This window comes from Helicobacter pylori oki112, from assembly GCF_000600085.1.
Taxonomy (GTDB): domain Bacteria; phylum Campylobacterota; class Campylobacteria; order Campylobacterales; family Helicobacteraceae; genus Helicobacter; species Helicobacter pylori_CY.
The window spans coordinates 617,471-634,035 of record NZ_CP006821.1; the positions used below are offsets into that span (position 1 = coordinate 617,471).

At 39.4% G+C, this 16,565-nt stretch carries 15 protein-coding genes and 1 pseudogene; 13 read left to right on the plus strand and 3 right to left on the minus strand.

Annotated features, from left to right (window positions below):
- Positions 1–19: 19 nt before the first annotated feature.
- Positions 20–2,578 carry a bifunctional aconitate hydratase 2/2-methylisocitrate dehydratase gene (gene acnB, locus HPOKI112_RS03020; protein WP_025309738.1) on the minus strand — a complete coding sequence of 853 codons (2,559 nt, stop codon included), beginning with the start codon at positions 2,576–2,578 and terminating at the stop codon, positions 20–22.
- 130 nt (positions 2,579–2,708) lie between these two features.
- On the opposite strand from acnB, the gene HPOKI112_RS03025 reads away from it, so the two are divergent.
- The 8 genes from HPOKI112_RS03025 (at position 2,709) to HPOKI112_RS03060 (ending at position 11,254) form a co-directional block, all read left to right on the plus strand.
- Entirely contained in the window at positions 2,709–3,392 is a 684-nt protein-coding gene (locus HPOKI112_RS03025) for a menaquinone biosynthetic enzyme MqnA/MqnD family protein (protein ID WP_025275859.1), read from the plus strand.
- 104 nt (positions 3,393–3,496) lie between these two features.
- Positions 3,497–4,219, plus strand: coding sequence for a UMP kinase (gene pyrH / locus HPOKI112_RS03030; RefSeq protein ID WP_025309739.1), 723 nt, complete (start codon positions 3,497–3,499; stop codon positions 4,217–4,219).
- A 41-nt stretch (positions 4,220–4,260) separates the two neighbouring features.
- Positions 4,261–4,485 (plus strand): DNA-directed RNA polymerase subunit omega, encoded by a 225-nt coding sequence (locus HPOKI112_RS03035; RefSeq protein WP_000712202.1) that lies wholly within the window; start codon positions 4,261–4,263, stop codon positions 4,483–4,485.
- Positions 4,472–6,799 carry a RelA/SpoT family protein gene (locus HPOKI112_RS03040; protein ID WP_025309740.1) on the plus strand — a complete coding sequence of 776 codons (2,328 nt, stop codon included), beginning with the start codon at positions 4,472–4,474 and terminating at the stop codon, positions 6,797–6,799. Before HPOKI112_RS03035 ends, HPOKI112_RS03040 begins: the two co-directional genes overlap by 14 nt.
- Positions 6,800–6,822: 23 nt before the next feature.
- On the plus strand, positions 6,823–8,031 hold the full coding sequence (gene tyrS, locus HPOKI112_RS03045; RefSeq protein WP_025275861.1) for a tyrosine--tRNA ligase: 1,209 nt from the start codon (positions 6,823–6,825) through the stop codon (positions 8,029–8,031).
- Positions 8,032–8,047: 16 nt separating this feature from the next.
- Positions 8,048–9,139, plus strand: coding sequence for a decanoate oxidase/trans-2-decenoyl-[acyl-carrier protein] isomerase FabX (gene fabX, locus HPOKI112_RS03050; RefSeq protein ID WP_000255245.1), 1,092 nt, complete (start codon positions 8,048–8,050; stop codon positions 9,137–9,139).
- A 6-nt stretch (positions 9,140–9,145) separates the two neighbouring features.
- On the plus strand, positions 9,146–10,498 hold the full coding sequence (locus tag HPOKI112_RS03055) for an N-acetylmuramoyl-L-alanine amidase family protein (protein WP_025309741.1): 1,353 nt from the start codon (positions 9,146–9,148) through the stop codon (positions 10,496–10,498).
- A gap of 18 nt (positions 10,499–10,516) precedes the next feature.
- Positions 10,517–11,254 carry a hypothetical protein gene (locus HPOKI112_RS03060; RefSeq protein ID WP_025309742.1) on the plus strand — a complete coding sequence of 246 codons (738 nt, stop codon included), beginning with the start codon at positions 10,517–10,519 and terminating at the stop codon, positions 11,252–11,254.
- Positions 11,255–11,340: 86 nt separating this feature from the next.
- On the opposite strand, the gene flhB is transcribed toward HPOKI112_RS03060, so the two are convergent.
- The gene (gene flhB, locus HPOKI112_RS03065; RefSeq protein WP_025309743.1) at positions 11,341–12,417 is read right to left on the minus strand and encodes a flagellar biosynthesis protein FlhB; all 1,077 of its coding nucleotides are present in this window, start codon (positions 12,415–12,417) and stop codon (positions 11,341–11,343) included.
- A complete protein-coding gene (mobA, locus tag HPOKI112_RS03070) occupies positions 12,410–13,015 on the minus strand; it encodes a molybdenum cofactor guanylyltransferase MobA (RefSeq protein WP_025309744.1) in 606 nt (201 codons plus the stop codon). The genes flhB and mobA overlap by 8 nt, the downstream gene beginning before the upstream one ends.
- A gap of 85 nt (positions 13,016–13,100) precedes the next feature.
- Here mobA and moaA point away from each other — a divergent pair, with 85 nt between their 5' ends.
- The 5 genes and pseudogenes from moaA to HPOKI112_RS03090 all read left to right on the plus strand — a co-directional run bounded on the left by moaA (position 13,101) and on the right by HPOKI112_RS03090 (position 16,558).
- On the plus strand, positions 13,101–14,066 hold the full coding sequence (gene moaA / locus HPOKI112_RS03075) for a GTP 3',8-cyclase MoaA (protein WP_038416811.1): 966 nt from the start codon (positions 13,101–13,103) through the stop codon (positions 14,064–14,066).
- A gap of 262 nt (positions 14,067–14,328) precedes the next feature.
- Entirely contained in the window at positions 14,329–14,463 is a 135-nt protein-coding gene (locus HPOKI112_RS08560; protein ID WP_267864687.1) for a hypothetical protein, read from the plus strand.
- Positions 14,450–15,172 carry a hypothetical protein gene (locus HPOKI112_RS03080; protein WP_229763328.1) on the plus strand — a complete coding sequence of 241 codons (723 nt, stop codon included), beginning with the start codon at positions 14,450–14,452 and terminating at the stop codon, positions 15,170–15,172. Before HPOKI112_RS08560 ends, HPOKI112_RS03080 begins: the two co-directional genes overlap by 14 nt.
- Before the next feature lie 10 nt (positions 15,173–15,182).
- Positions 15,183–15,491, plus strand: coding sequence for a hypothetical protein (locus tag HPOKI112_RS03085; protein ID WP_025275867.1), 309 nt, complete (start codon positions 15,183–15,185; stop codon positions 15,489–15,491).
- Between the two features lie 10 nt (positions 15,492–15,501).
- Positions 15,502–16,558: pseudogene (locus HPOKI112_RS03090) on the plus strand (glycine zipper family protein).
- Positions 16,559–16,565: the final 7 nt, after the last annotated feature.

Sequence of the window (16,565 nt, forward strand, 5' to 3'; positions counted from 1 at the left end):
CCTTTTAATGAAAACAAAACTAGAGCCTGAAATTCTCCATTAAGTTAAAGTTCATGTAGCGATAGATCTTGTCTTTTTGGCTCTCTAGTTTTTCGCTCACTAAATTCATGTATTCTTCTTTAGTGGGGATTCGCCCTAGTAAAGCGCACGCCGCCCCAAGCTCCGCACTGCCTAAATACACTTTAGCCCCTCTACCCATACGATTATCAAAATTGCGCGTGGAAGTGGAAAAGACGACCGCATTATCCCTAACCCTCGCTTGATTGCCCATGCACAAGCTACAGCCTGGGACTTCAGTCCTTGCCCCGGCAGCTCCAAAAATCGCATAATAGCCCTCATTAATAAGCTCTTGTTCGTCCATTTTACTGGGTGGCACTACCCAAAGGCGTGCTTGACTGGGAGGAGCGTTTTTAACGATTTCGCCAAAGGCTCTAAAATGCCCAATATTCGTCATGCAAGAGCCAATAAACACTTCATCAATAGCGTGCGGTCTTTTGCCGGTCGTATCCGCTAAAACTTCGCTCAAAGTAGCGACATCATCAGGGTCATTAGGGCATGCCAAAATAGGCTCCGTGATTTCTGCCACATCAATTTCAATGACAGCGGCGTATTGAGCGTTACTATCTGGCTCTAACAATACCGGATTATCCACCCAAGCTTGCATCGCATCTCGGCGTTTTTTCAAAGTCTCTTTATCTTCATAACCGCTCGCAATCATCTCATCAATGAGCTTGATATTGGATTTCAAGTATTCAATCATCGGCTCTTTATTCAAACGCACCACGCAAGCTGCCGCACTCCTTTCTGCGCTCGCATCGCTTAATTCAAAAGCCTGCTCCATTTTAATATCAGGCAAGCCTTCAATCTCTAAAATACGCCCGTTAAAGACATTGATTTTACCCTTTTTCTCCACCGTGAGTAACCCTTTTTTGATCGCATAATAAGGGATCGCATTCACTAAATCCCTTAAGGTGATCCCAGGATTCATTTCCCCTTTAAAACGCACTAATACGGATTCTGGCATGTTTAATGGCATCGTGCCTGTAACCGCTGCAAAAGCGACTAACCCGCTCCCTGCCGGGAAACTAATGCCTAAAGGGAAACGAGTGTGGCTATCCCCCCCTGTGCCTAAAGTGTCAGGCAATCCCATGCGATTCAGCCATGTATGGATCACGCCATCGCCCGGATGCAACGCCACGCCCCCTCTTTGGGTGATAAAGCTAGGCAAGCTCGCATGCAAACTCACATCGCTAGGCTTTGGGTAAGCGGCGGTATGGCAAAAACTCTGCAACACAAAAGGCGCATCAAACTTCAAACTCGCTAATTCTTTAACCTCATCTCTAGTCATCGCCCCTGTGGTGTCTTGACTGCCCACGGTGGTAACCTTTGGCTCACAATAAGCACCAGGTAAGATCCCTTTTACCCCACAAGCATGGCCTACAATTTTTTGGGCTAAAGTGTAGCCTTTGGCGTCGCTTTTAGGAGCGGATGGCTTTTTAAACGCTTCCGATTCGCCTAGCCCTAAAAATTTACGCGCTTTATTCGTCAAACCCCTGCCAATGATTAAAGGGATACGCCCAGAAGCCCTGACTTCATCTAACAAAGTTTCAGGCTCTAGTTTGAAGGTACTGACCACTTTATCGTTCAGCGTGATTTCGCCTTTATAAGGATAGATTTTAATCAAATCACCCTCTTTTAAATCCTTAACATCAGCCACAATGGGTAACGCCCCGCTATCTTCACAAGTCGCAAAGAAAATCGGAGCGATCACCCCCCCAATCACAATGCCCCCACTCCTTTTATTAGGCACAAAAGGAATGTCCTTACCAAAATGCCACATGATAGAGTTAGTCGCGCTTTTTCTAGAGCTTCCTGTGCCGACCACATCGCCCACATACGCTACAGGAACGCCTTTAGCTTTAATGGCTTTGATGCGTTGTTCGTAATTTTCAATCCTGTTTTTGAGCATCGCTTTGGCGTGTAAAGGAATATCGCTTCGTGTGAAAGCATCGCTCGCTGGGCTTAAATCATCAGTATTGGTTTCGCCATCAATCTTAAACACGCACGCTTCAATGCATTCATTCAAAGGCTCTTTATTCAAAAACCATTCAGCGTTCGCCCAAGATTCTAATACCTCTTTAGCCAGAGCGTTGGTTTTACTCATTGTAGCGATTTTATCAAACGATCCATAGACTAAAAGAGTGGTTTTTAAAGCTTTCGCACTCTCTTTAGCGATGTTTTTGTCTTGACTTTCTAAGCCCATAATCAAAGGCTCTACATTATACCCCCCAAGCATCGTGCCTAAAAGAGTGGTCGCTTCTAAAGCGCTAATGTGTGCGCATTCTAGTTTTTTTTGAGACAATTGGGCTAAAAATTCCGCTTTCACTTTCGCCCCCTCATCAACCCCAGGGCTCACTCTGTGAATGAGTAATTCTTTAGCGAAAGCGGCGTTTGTGGGATCTTTTGTTAAAATCTCAACGACGGCTTGAACTTGTTTAGCGCTTAAAGGGAGCGGCGGAATACCCTCACTTTCTCTTTCTGAAACGCTTTTTTTGTAATCTTCTAAAAAATCTTTCATCATTTCTCCTTTTTAAATAGCATTATTGGCTAATGCCCTAATCATTTGCCCCATGATAACAAAACTCTTTTTACTTTTAGTTAAGTTGTAAGAAACTTTAGCTACCATGCGATACAAAAAAGGATTTTAAGTGCGTTTTGGTAAAATTGATTATTTGAACATGCTCCCTTTTGATGTGTTTATCAAATCCTACCCCACCCCTTGTTATTTCAAACAATTTTTACGGCTTAAAAAAACCTACCCCTCCAAACTCAATCAAAGTTTTTTGTTCAGGCGTATTGATGCGGGGTTTATTTCTTCTATCGCCGGCCATTCATTCGCTCTTCATTCCCATTCTCTAGGCATTGTCGCTTATAAGGAAGTTTTAAGTGTGCTGGTTGTGGATACAAAAAACGCTTTTGATAAAGAAAGCGCTTCTTCAAACGCCCTCTCTCAAGCGCTAGGGTTAAAGGGCGAAGTTTTAATCGGCAATAAAGCGCTGCAGTTTTATTATTCCAACCCCAAAAAAGATTTTATAGATTTAGCCGCTCTGTGGTATGAAAAAAAACGCTTACCGTTTGTTTTTGGGCGTTTATGTTATTACCAAAACAAGGATTTTTATAAGTGCTTGTCTTTAGCTTTCAAACATCAAAAAACAAAAATCCCTTACTACATCCTTAAAGAAGCCGCTTTAAAAACCAACTTGAAACGCCAAGATATTTTAAACTACTTGCAAAAAATTTACTACACTTTAGGCAAAAAGGAACAATCAGGCTTAAAAGCGTTCTATCGTGAATTGTTATTCAAACGCATTCAAAAACCCAAGCGTTTTTAGTGATTCGCTGAGAATGTAGGCTTAAAATTTAGAAAGGGTGTTTTTAAGCAAGATTAGGTTACAATCACAAGTTTTATTAAAATTTTATTAATTAAGAAGGGATCATGCAAGCAAAGATAAAAAACAAGCGGGTTTTGGTGAAATTTTCTGGGGAAGCGTTGGCTGGGGACAACCAGTTTGGGATTGACATTCATGTGCTAGATCACATCGCTAAAGAGATTAAAAGTTTAGTGGAAAACGATATTGAAGTGGGTATTGTGATTGGTGGAGGCAATATCATTAGGGGGGTTAGCGCGGCTCAAGGGGGGATTATCAGGCGCACTAGTGGGGATTATATGGGCATGTTAGCCACCGTGATTAATGCGGTAGCGATGCAAGAAGCTTTAGAGCATATCGGCTTAGACACAAGGGTGCAGAGTGCGATTGAAATCAAAGAAATTTGTGAAAGTTACATTTACAGAAAAGCGATCAGGCATTTAGAAAAGGGTAGGGTGGTGATTTTTGGCGCAGGCACGGGAAACCCGTTTTTCACTACGGATACGGCTGCCACTTTAAGAGCGATTGAAATTGGATCGGATTTAATCATTAAAGCGACTAAAGTGGATGGCATTTATGACAAAGACCCTAACAAGTTTAAAGACGCTAAAAAATTAGACACTTTAAGTTATAACGATGCCTTGATAGGGGATATTGAAGTGATGGACGATACCGCTATTTCTTTAGCTAAAGACAATAAACTCCCCATTGTGGTGTGTAACATGTTCAAAAAAGGGAATTTATTGCAAGTGATCAAGAACCAACAAGGCGTGTTTTCTATGGTAAAATAAGCCCTTTAAAATTGGATAGAGTTCAAAATAAAAGGATCAATTTGAAAAAAGAGAGAACAGAGAGTTTAGTCGCTCAAGCCTTAAAAAATATTGGGAACGACCGCTACATGCTAGATAATTTAGTTTTCGCTCGTGTGAAGCAATTAAACGCCGGAGCCAAAACTTTAGTGAATATGGACCCTAAGCGTCATAAATTAGTGGATATTGCCATTAGAGAAATCGCTGAAGGGAAAATTGATATAGACAGGATAGATGAACGAAATTGATAAATCCGTTGATATCGGATTCTTACGGATTTTGGATGTTATTAAAAAAGTTACGACCCCAAAGGGTGGCATTGAAATCTTAAGGACTTTAATTGATTTCACGCCTAAAATTGAAAACGCCCTAAATTTAGCGGCCAAAAGCCATAAGGGGCAGTATAGAAAAAGCGGCGAGCCTTATATTGTCCATCCTATTTGTGTGGCAAGCTTGGTAGCGTTTTGTGGGGGCGATGAGGCGATGGTGTGCGCGGCACTTTTGCATGATGTGGTAGAAGACACGCCCTGTAAAATTGAAACGATTGAGCAAGAATTTGGGCAAGATGTGGCTAATTTAGTGGATGCGCTCACTAAAATCACTGAAATCAGGAAAGAAGAATTAGGAGTGAGCGCTCAAGATCCCAGAATGGTGGTTTCAGCACTCACTTTTAGAAAGATCCTAATTAGCGCGATACAAGATCCAAGAGCCTTAGTGGTAAAGATTAGCGACAGGTTGCACAACATGCTCACCTTAGACGCCTTGCCCCATGACAAGCAAGTGCGTATTTCTAAAGAAACTCTAGCGGTGTATGCCCCCATAGCGAGCCGATTGGGCATGTCTTCAATTAAAAATGAATTAGAAGATAAGAGCTTTTATTATATTTATCCAGAAGAGTATAAAAATATCAAGGAATATTTGCAAAAAAACAAGCAGTCTTTACTCTTAAAACTCAACGCTTTTGCAAGCAAGTTAGAAAAAAAACTTTTTGATAGCGGGTTTAGCCATTCTGATTTTAAACTCGTTACAAGGGTGAAACGCCCTTATTCTATCCATCTTAAGATGCAACGAAAGGGCGCGGTTAATATTGATGAAATTTTGGACTTGTTGGCCATTAGGATTTTATTGAAAAACCCGATTGATTGCTATAAGGTTTTAGGGATCATCCATTTAAATTTCAAACCCATTGTTTCTCGTTTTAAAGATTACATCGCTTTACCCAAAGAAAATGGTTATAAGACGATACACACGACCATTTTTGATGAATCTTCTGTTTATGAGGTGCAGATTCGCACCTTTGATATGCATATGGGGGCGGAGTATGGTAATTCAGCCCACTGGAAGTATAAAGCTGGGGGCGTGGATAATGACGATCATCATGAGGGCATGAGGTGGTTGCAAAATTTTAAATACCATGACAGCGATTTGAAAAACGACCCTAAGGAATTTTACGAACTCGCTAAGAACGATTTGTATCGTGAAGATATTGTCGTTTTTTCGCCCCATGGGGACACTTACACCTTACCGGTGGGAGCGATTGCTTTAGATTTTGCTTACATGGTGCATAGCGATTTAGGCGATAAAGCCACGGACGCTTATATCAATAGTAAAAAAGCCTTACTCAATCAAGAATTAAGGAGTGGGGATGTGGTTAAAATCGTTAAAGGCGATAAAGTAATACCTCGTTTCATTTGGATGGATCAGCTTAAAACTTCTAAGGCTAAAAACCATTTGCGCATCCAAAGAAGAAACCGCTTGAAAGAAATTGACACTAAGAGCATGATCAATATCTTAGCGACTTTTTTTGGGCGCTCTGTTTTTGAAGATGTGGGTTTGAAAGATTATAAAAACTTTGAAGAAAAATTGATAGATTGTGGGGTGGAAACCACCTTAACAGAAGCGATGAAAAGCTTTGAAAATTTAGCCAAACTCACTGAAGAAATTGAAAATAAGGTGTTTTCTTTAAAAGAAGATGCGATTTTAGAATACCAAGAGATGAGTTTATGGACTCGAGGTTTAAGGTATTTGGGTTTTAAAACCAGCGTTTTGAATTTTTTAACCCCAAACCGGCAGTGGCAGTGTAAGGAATTAGAACATTTTAGCGTTTGTTCAAGCAACGCTTTAGAAATCAAACAGGTGTTGTTGAATGATTGTTGTTATCCTAAATATGGCGATGAAATCATTGCGATTGTAACGGATTTAAAAGATCCAAAGGCGATCGCGCACCATAAATTTTGCAAAAAAGCGATGGCGGAAGTGGATGCTAAAGTGCCGATGGTTTATATAGAATGGCACAAGCGGGATCGAACGATTTATAAAATGATGTTTTATTTAGGCGAAAAAAAGTCGGTTTTAGCGAGTTTATTGACTTTTTTAAACAGGAATGAATGCAATATTGTGGGCGTGTCTTACTTAGGCTATAAAGACAAGTATTCTAGCCATTGCGAAGTGAGTTTTGAAATAGCTACGGATAAGGCGGATTGGATCAGAGCCTTAATCAATCGCAAATATCAAGATAGGATTGTAGAATTATCCAGTCTGGATGATGCTTATGAATCATAATAAGCCCTAATTAAGGAATAAACATGGAACAAAAAGTCAGTATCGCCTTAAAAGAGATCAAAAGAGGCGCTAATGAAATCATTGGATTAGAATATATTGAAAAGTTGGTGAGAAAATATTACGAAACCAATGAACGCTTTATCGTTAAAGCCGGGTTTGATCCTACCGCTCCCGATTTGCATTTAGGGCATACGGTATTGATCCAAAAACTGGCTTTATTGCAACAATATGGGGCTAGGGTTAAGTTTTTGATTGGGGATTTTACCGCTATGATAGGCGATCCTACGGGTAAAAATGAAACCAGAAAGCCCTTAAACCGGGAGCAAGTCTTAGAAAACGCTAAAACTTATGAAGAGCAAATCTATAAAATTTTAGATCAAAAACACACCGAAGTGTGCTTTAATTCCACTTGGTTGGATGCTTTAGGTGCAAAGGGCATGATAGAATTGTGCGCGAAGTTTTCAGTCGCTAGAATGCTAGAAAGGGACGATTTTGCTAAACGCTATAAAGAAAACCGCCCCATTAGTATCGTGGAATTTTTATACCCTTTGTTGCAGGGCTATGATTCAGTGGCGATGGATGCGGATATTGAGCTTGGGGGCAATGATCAAAAGTTTAATTTGCTGGTGGGGCGTTTTTTGCAACGGGCTTATGGCTTGAATAAAGAGCAGTCTGTCATTACCATGCCTTTGTTAGAGGGGCTTGATGGGGTGCAAAAAATGAGTAAAAGCTTGGGGAATTATGTGGGGATCACTGAAGAGCCTAATGCGATGTTTGGGAAGATCATGAGCGTGAGCGATGATCTCATGTGGCGCTATTACACCCTTTTGAGCGCTAAGACTTTAGAAGAAATTGAAGACTTAAAACATGGTATTTTAAACCAAACCTTGCACCCTAAAGCCGTTAAAGAGGATCTCGCTGGTGAAATCGTGGCTCGTTATTACGACAATGATCAAGCATTCAAGGCTAAAGAGCAATTTTCTAAAGTGTTTAGCGCAAACCTTTTGCCCGAAATTTTATCAGAAAGCGATTTTGATGAGGGGGTTGGGGTTTTAGATGTTTTAAAACAGATTGGCTTTTGCCCATCCACTTCACAAGCCAGGCGCGATATTCAAGGGGGAGGGGTAAAGATTAATCAAGAAGTGATAAAAAATGAGAGTTATCGTTTTGTTAAAGGAAATTATGTTATACAGCTTGGTAAGAAAAGATTTATGAAATTAAATATTAACTAATATTAAGGAAAGAGCTATGGTATCAACACTCAAACCGCTAAAAATCGGTAAGCACACCATAAAATTCCCTATCTTTCAAGGGGGAATGGGTGTGGGGATTAGCTGGGATGAACTAGCTGGAAATGTTGCCAAAGAAGGGGCTTTAGGAGTGATTTCAGCCGTAGGGACTGGTTATTATAAAAACATGCGTTTTGTAGAAAGGATTGTGGCTAAAAAACCCTTTGAAGCCTTGAATTTTTATTCCAAAAAAGCGTTGAATGAGATTTTTGCAAACGCTAGGAAAATTTGCGGGAACAACCCTTTAGGAGCGAATATTTTATACGCTATCAATGACTATGGTCGTGTTTTAAGGGACTCTTGTGAAGCGGGAGCGAATATCATTATTACAGGGGCTGGTTTGCCCACCAACATGCCTGAATTCGCTAAGGATTTTAGCGATGTGGCGCTCATCCCTATTATTTCTTCAGCGAAGGCTTTAAAAATCCTTTGTAAAAGGTGGAGCGATCGGTATAAAAGAATCCCGGACGCGTTTATTGTGGAAGGGCCTTTGAGTGGGGGGCATCAGGGCTTTAAATACGAAGATTGTTTCAAAGAAGAATTCCGATTAGAAAACTTAGTGCCTAAAGTTGTGGAGGCTTCTAAAGAATGGGGGAATATCCCTATCATCGCTGCTGGGGGGATTTGGGATAGGAAGGATATAGACACCATGCTAAGTCTTGGAGCGAGTGGGGTGCAAATGGCGACTCGTTTTTTAGGCACGAAAGAATGCGACGCTAAAGTGTATGCCGATCTTTTGCCCACGCTCAACAAAGAAGATATTTTACTCATTAAATCGCCTGTAGGCTATCCGGCTAGGGCTATCAATACGGGGGTGATCAAGCGCATTGAAGAGGGTAACGCGCCCAAAATCGCATGCGTGAGCAATTGTGTAGCGCCTTGTAACAGGGGCGAAGAGGCTAAAAAGGTGGGCTATTGTATCGCTGATGGCTTGGGGCGCAGTTATTTAGGAAACAGAGAAGAGGGGCTTTATTTTACCGGGGCTAATGGCTATAGAGTGGATAAGATTATCAGCGTGCATGAATTGATTAAAGAGCTTACAGAGGGTTAATTTGTAGTGCTTGTGAGGTTAGGGGTTGTTGCATGTCTTTTTTGGTTGCATTTTGCTTATGCGACAACCCTTAAAATTACCAACATTGTGCCTTTTGGCTCTAGCAGTGTTAAAATCTCATTCAATCAAGAAATTAAAAAACTCAAAGAAGTTTCGCTCAAAAATTTCAAGAGTTATTTGGAATTAGAAGCCATTTTAACCATTCCTAAAAAGCATTACCAATTTTCTAAACAATCGTCCATCACGATCGCGCAATTTAGCCCTAAATTAGTGCGAGTGGTCATTAGCCATGCCCCTAAGATGACTTATGAAGTTAAAATCCTTAAAGACAAGCTCTATGTTTCTATCGTGGAGAAAAAGCCCTTAACCAGGCATCAAATGGCGCCAAAACCACCCAAGCACCATGCACTAAAACACCCCACACCTAAACCTGCCCCTAAATCTATTAAAAAAGAGGCTAAAGAGATTAAAGAGAAAACGCCAACTAAGCATGCGCGCTCAAAACATGCGCATTCTCCATTGAACGAAAGGAGCGCTAAAAAAGAAATTCCTAAAAAAGAAATTCCTAAAAAAGAAATTCCTAAAAAAGAAATTCCTAAAAAAGAAGCAGAAAATGAGGGTAAGAACCAAGTTCTTATAACAGAAAAAAATGATGCTTCCATCAAAACCAAGCGCAAAAAACACAAAAAGATCGTTTTAGACGCCGGGCATGGGGGGAAAGATTGCGGGGCGATGAGCGCGAATTTAGTGTGTGAAAAAGACATTGTTTTAGAAGTGGTGAAGTTTTTGCATAAAGAGCTTAAAAAAAGAGGCTATAGCGTTTTATTGACAAGGGATAAGGACATTTATATTGATTTAGTGGCCCGCACGGAATTAGCCAATAAAAAAAGCGCGGATTTATTCATCTCAGTGCATGCCAATTCCATCCCTAAACGCTCCACCTCTAACGCTCATGGCATAGAAACTTATTTTTTATCCACCGCAAGGAGCGAAAGGGCTAGGAAAGTGGCTGAGCAAGAAAATAAAGACGATGTGAATTTGATGGATTATTTTTCTAAAAGTTTGCTTTTAAATTCATTGAACACGCAGCGATTGATTGTCTCTAACAAATTAGCGATTGACGTGCAATACGGCATGCTCCAAAGTATCCGCAAAAATTACCCTGATGTGGTGGATGGGGGCGTGAGAGAGGGGCCTTTTTGGGTATTAGCCGGGGCTTTAATGCCTTCAATTTTAATAGAAATTGGTTATAATTCCCATGCGATAGAATCTAAACGCATCCAAAGCAAACCGTATCAAAAGATCTTGGCTAAGGGCATTGCTGATGGCATTGATAGTTTCTTCAGCAAGAATGATTAGGCAATGATTAGGTTGTAGATGAATTTTTATCAAAAAATATACACGCATAAAGTCGTTTTTTCTTCATTGTTTTTTTTGTTGTTTTTGTTCAATGCGGAAACTTTGTTGCTTTCGCATTTCAGCGATGATTTTTCGCAATTGTTTTTTTTGTTTGAAAACCATGTTTATGATTTCATTGTCAAATTAGATTACTTGGGGTTAATAGGCGTTTCTTTAATTTATCTGCTTGTGCTTATTCTAAAGCCTTTCACCCTCACGCGCCAAAAATGCGCTTGCGTAGGGATATTATGCCTTTCTTTCTACGCTTGGAATTTTCCGGTTAAACATTCTTTAATAGCGCTTTATATTTTCTATTTTGCGCTGTTAGCGACTTTATTGTGGCGTTTTTTAGGGGCTAGCATGAAGCAATCTTTCTTGCCCTCTATGAATATTTGCATCGTGTGGATTTTTGCTTCTTCTTTACAGAGTTTTAGATTTTTAAGCGTGTCTGATTGCGTGGATTTTTCCCTTTTTATACTCGCTCTTATTTTATTGATACTGGTTTTAATCTACCACAAACGCCTTTTTGGGTTGTATGAATACGCTAACACGCTCATTTTGATCGTGGGGCTTAGCGTGGTGGTGCTATGCTCTAGCATGTTCATTCAAACTAAAGAATACTATGGCATGCGATTGGGTTTTTATTTTTTAGGCTTGTTAGGGTGGCTTTTAGAATATGTGCATAACAATTTAAGGCGCTTGGAGCATCAAATTTAAAGCTCAAGTAGGGATAGCTAAAGCCTTTTGATTGAGTGTCCTTGATTGAGTGTCTTTTTGGGGCTTAAAAGCGGGTTTAAAAAATCTTAAAGAGGTTTAATGATCTTTTGTTTCTGGCGTTCTTGCTCTAATTTAGCCACTTGAGCAAAGACTATCGCCACGGCTTCAAACAATTCTTCTGGTATGGTAGCGTTTAATTTCACATCTCTATAAAGCTCTCTAGCGAGCGTTTTATTTTCTATAATTTCTATGTCATGCTCTCTAGCGATACCCTTAATCCTAATGGCTAAATAATCCATGCCTTTAGCCACCACCACAGGCACAGGGTGTTCTTCATCAAATTGAAGAGCGACGGCGTAATGGGTAGGGTTAGTAACCACGACATTGGCTTTAGGGATTTCTTGCATCATTTTATTCGTGGCGTTTTTTACCATCATTTGGCGGATTTTGGCTTTGATTTCTGGGTTCCCTTCTTGCTGTTTGTATTCGTCTTTAACTTCTTGTTTAGTCATTTTTAAAGAGTTGGTGTATTGGCGGCGTTTGATCACTAAATCCACAAAAGCCAAGACAAAAAATAAAAATAAAAGCGAAGAAATGAGTAATAACGCCTTGCTTTTAAACCACAACAACTGGCCTTGCAAATTCAAAAGAGCCGCATGGTTTAATTCCCCTAAAAACAAGGAAAAGATGAAAAACCCCAGAAAAAAAGCTAAAAAAACTTTTAAAGTGATCAAACTCCCATCAAGGAGCTTTTTTAAAGAAAAAAGGTTTTTGACGCCATTGATAGGGTTGATTTTAGAAAATTTAGGCTCAATGACTTTAGGGGCAAAGAGCCAGCCAAATTGCAAGACATTGGATAAAAACGCCACCACCATTAAAATGATTAAAATCGGTAAAAGCAATAAAAAAGTGTCTTTAGCTAGTTGGTTAAACAGCTCTTGAACGCTTTCTTTACTAAAATCTAGGGAAAAATCTTTCAACACATGGCGATACATCTCGCTAAAGCCATCCACCCACCATATGAAAAAAACAAAAATACTCATTAGCCCGGCCAATAACCCTAAAAACCCCACCACTTCCATGCTTTTAGGCACATTGCCTTCTTCTCTGGCTTTTTGGATTTTTTTCGTGCTAGGGAGTTCGGTCTTTTCTTCTTCAGCCATTGGCCCTCTCTTTTAAAATTTGAACGGCTAATTCATAGTCTTTTAGGGTGTTGAGGTTTAAAAATTCTTCTTCTTGATTAAAACTGATAGCGACAGAAGAGGTATTTTTCACAAGATCGCTAAGGCGATAATTTTGTGTTTTAAGAGCGTAAAAAAGAGCGTTAAGGGTATTTTGATGCCACAGAGAAATCAAATAATGCTCTTTTGTAGGGCTTTTAGCATAGACTACGCTAAAATTTTTAATCCCACAAAGAGCCTTGATGCTCTCAAAGGACACTAAAGGCGTATCTATAGGGATAAAAAAAATATAAGGGGTTTGCAGCGTTAAAAAAGCGTTATGAATGCCAAAAAGGGGTGAAAAAAGGCCACTCTCTTTTTCTAAAAGATAGGGAGCGTTTAATTCGTAAGATTTTTTAGCGCTGATAATGACTTGTTTGAAAAGTTTTAAAAGGCGCGAGTATTGGTATTCTAAAAGGCTAGAATACGATTTTAAAGGCATGAGAGCCTTATTGATTTGAATGTTATTAATGATAAAACGAGAGCTTTTGCCCCCAGCTAATAAAACGCAAGGAATGTTATCAATGATAGGGTTTTTCAAAAGATCTATCCATGTTTAGTATTGTTAAGTCATTGTTTATTATGTTACACTAAAAGCTTAAATAAAGGGCATAAGGGAAAAGGGAGTGTTAGTAGATAGTTTTAATAGGGTTATTGATTATATTAGGGTGTCTGTAACCAAGCAATGCAATTTCAGGTGTCAGTATTGCATGCCTGCTACGCCATTAAATTTTTTTGATGATGAAGAATTATTGCCTTTGGATAATGTTTTAGAATTTCTTAAAATCGCTATTGATGAGGGCGTTAAAAAAATTAGAATCACGGGTGGGGAGCCGCTATTACGCAAGGGTTTAGACGAATTTATCGCTAAACTGCACGCTTACAATAAGGAAGTAGCGTTAGTTTTAAGCACTAATGGTTTTTTACTCAAAAAAATGGCTAAGGATTTAAAAAATGCTGGGTTATCACGGGTGAATGTTTCATTAGATTCTTTAAAAAGCGATAGGGTTTTAAAAATCTCTCAAAAAGACGCTCTTAAAAATACGCTAGAAGGGATTGAAGAGTCCTTGAAAGCGGGTTTAAAACTCAAATTAAACACGGTTGTGATGAAAAGCGTTAATGATGATGAAATCTTAGAGCTTTTGGAATACGCAAAAAATAGAAGTATACAAATCCGCTACATTGAATTTATGGAAAATACGCATGCTAAAAGTTTGGTTAAAGGCTTGAAAGAGGAAGAAATTTTAGATTTGATCGCTCAAAAATATAAGATTATGGGCATGGAAAAACCTAAACAAGGGTCTTCTAAAATCTACACGCTAGAAAATGGCTATCAATTTGGCATTATCGCTCCGCATAGCGATGACTTTTGCCAATCTTGCAATCGTATCCGTTTGGCTTCTGATGGCAAGATTTGCCCATGTTTATACTATCAAGACGCCATAGACGCTAAAGAAGCGATCATAAATAAAGATACAAAAATGATGAAAAGGCTTTTAAAGCAATCTGTCATCAATAAACCAGAAAAAAACATGTGGAATGATAAAAACAGCGAAACTCCCACAAGGGCGTTTTACTACACAGGGGGGTAAGGAAAATATTTATTATTTTAAACCTTTTTATTAAAAATAAGGCGGTTTGCTTAGGATTTTTGGTTATAGTGGCTAGGATTGAACAATAAGGAGTGTCTTTATGGAAAAAGTCCTAGCGTTTTTTATCCTTAGCTTTTTTATTTCCGGCTTTTTTTGGGGGGGGGGGGTTACTTATAAGCCTACCCTAAACCTTTTAGAATCCCCCAAATTTCTCGCTTTTTTTAAATCTCACCTATTAACACCGCTAAAGAGAGGGTAATTCATGTTAGAAAACATGCAAAATATTTCGTTACAAAGCTCTCATGAAGCAGGGGTGGATATTACAGAGAGCAAAATGCTTATAAAATTTGCACCATTATTATTGATGAATTTAATTATTATTGATGAATTTATATGAACATGTTGGAAATGGCAAGGATTCCAAAGAAGCGTTCGATCAAGCCATGAAGGATGCAAAGGATGTGGTGCTTAGCTATGGTAGAGTAGCCTTTCTTAAAGACATGGTTTCAAATAGTCCAAACGAAACAATCCAAAGTTTTGATGGAGACTTAGAAGGTGTGATGCACTTAGAAAAAACTGGCATAGAATGTTATAAGATATTCGTTGACTATGGTTCTCAAAAGATCGATGATGATGAGCTTTCTTGTCGTTTGTTACACACTGGCACGAAAATTTTAGGCACAAAAGCTATGGCAGTTGTTGGTCAAACATTCATCCCTATTCCTGGAGTTGGAGCGATAATTGGAAATTTTGTGGGTGCATTACTGAGTAAAACTCTCTGTGAAAATTTGCGAGATGCTCTAAAAGAGGCTAAATTGGCACGCCAAAGGCGTATAGAGATTGAAAAAGAATGCTGTGAAAGTATTAGGCTGTTAGAGATCTATCGCAATCAATTTAAGGAAGTGTTTAAGCAATATTTTCATGGGAATGTAAAATTCTTTAATGAGAATTTTAATAATCTTGAGAGGGTGCTTTATGCAGGAGATGCAGATTTGGCCATAGGAGTCAATAATAAGATTCAAGAAAGACTAGGTCAAAAGCCCTTGTTTAATAATACCCAAGAATTTTTGGAACTCATGAATAATGGTGGAAAAATAGAAATTTAAAGGAGAAATCATGGAAGAACAAAAAGATATGGGTCAAAGTGTGATCTTAACCAAAGTGCTGAAGTCGTTAGAAAGTGGTGGTTCTTTCAGTCAAAGAGATCGTGAGAAATTCGCACAAGCCGCTAGAACGCATGGGATTGAAGATGGCGTTATTGAAGAAATTATTGATATTGGTCAAACGCTCAGCCTTATCTACCGCCATGAAGATCTTATTGATGCAAGCGATTTATCAAGAGAACAAAAGAAAACCATGCGTGCTGAGCTTCAAAAAAGCATTGATGAAAATCTAGAAGCTTTAAGAAATATCATAAACACATAAAGGATAAAATATGCCATTACCATTCATTTTAGGAGGGTTAGCCCTAGCGGTAGCAGGATACGGAGTTAAAAAAGGGATTGATGCAAAGGGTGCCAACGACAAAACCAAAGACCTACTCAAAAAAGCAGAGGAACGGCTAGAAGACAATAAAGAAGAGGGCTGAGTCTGCGGAGTCTGGTTGCAAGAATGCTTTTGCAAGGTTTGGCGAGAAAAAACTCCATGTTTTAAGCCATAGCGTTCCAAACTTTTTGGATCATTTCCACCAATTGAAGGGTCATGAGTTTGTCATCAACAATATGGGTATGCAAAACATTCAAGAGCAAGTCTCAGAGGCGATAAGTGTTGTCAATAAGTGTAAAGAGATGGGTTTGTCGGATCTTGCTAGTTTGGGTGGCGTGGGCGTTGCGGTTGGAGTTCTTGCCACTTATGGTGCATACACTGGTATAAGTGCGGCGGCTGGTGGCACGGTGCTGTCTCATATTGGTGGCGCTCTTGCTTGGATGAGTGGTGGGGCGATTTCTTTGGGAGGTGGGTTGGCTGCTGGGAGTATGGCGTTGATTGGAGGGGTTGGTGCTGCACCCGTGATCGCTATCTTGGGGGCTTTGAGTGCTTCTAAAATGGAAAAAAAGCGAGACGATGCCAAAGCTTACCACTCTCAAGTTAAAGCATTCGCCAAAAAAGTAGATGTAATAGTTGATAATCTTCAAGCCGTTAGGAAAGTGGTAGATCTTTTCACTAGGCAGATCACAAAATTTGACGCACTGTTTTTCTCGCTTTCTCAAGACGCCATCGCCACGATGAAAAAGCACAACTATGATGTTTCACATTACAATCAAAAAGAAAATGATCAGATAGCTACTACTTATTCAACTCTTATGACTTTGAGCGCTTTTTTGAAAGTCTCTATCATGGACAAACAACACCAAAAGCTCACTGAAAAAGCAAAAAACGCGCTCAATCTCATGCGAGATCAGACGGATAGCTTAGAAAATGGGAATTATAGCTTGCGTGGTATTAGATTTAGGCAAGTGCAACTTGAAGATCTAAGAGACGATAAGACTTCTTAAAGCTATA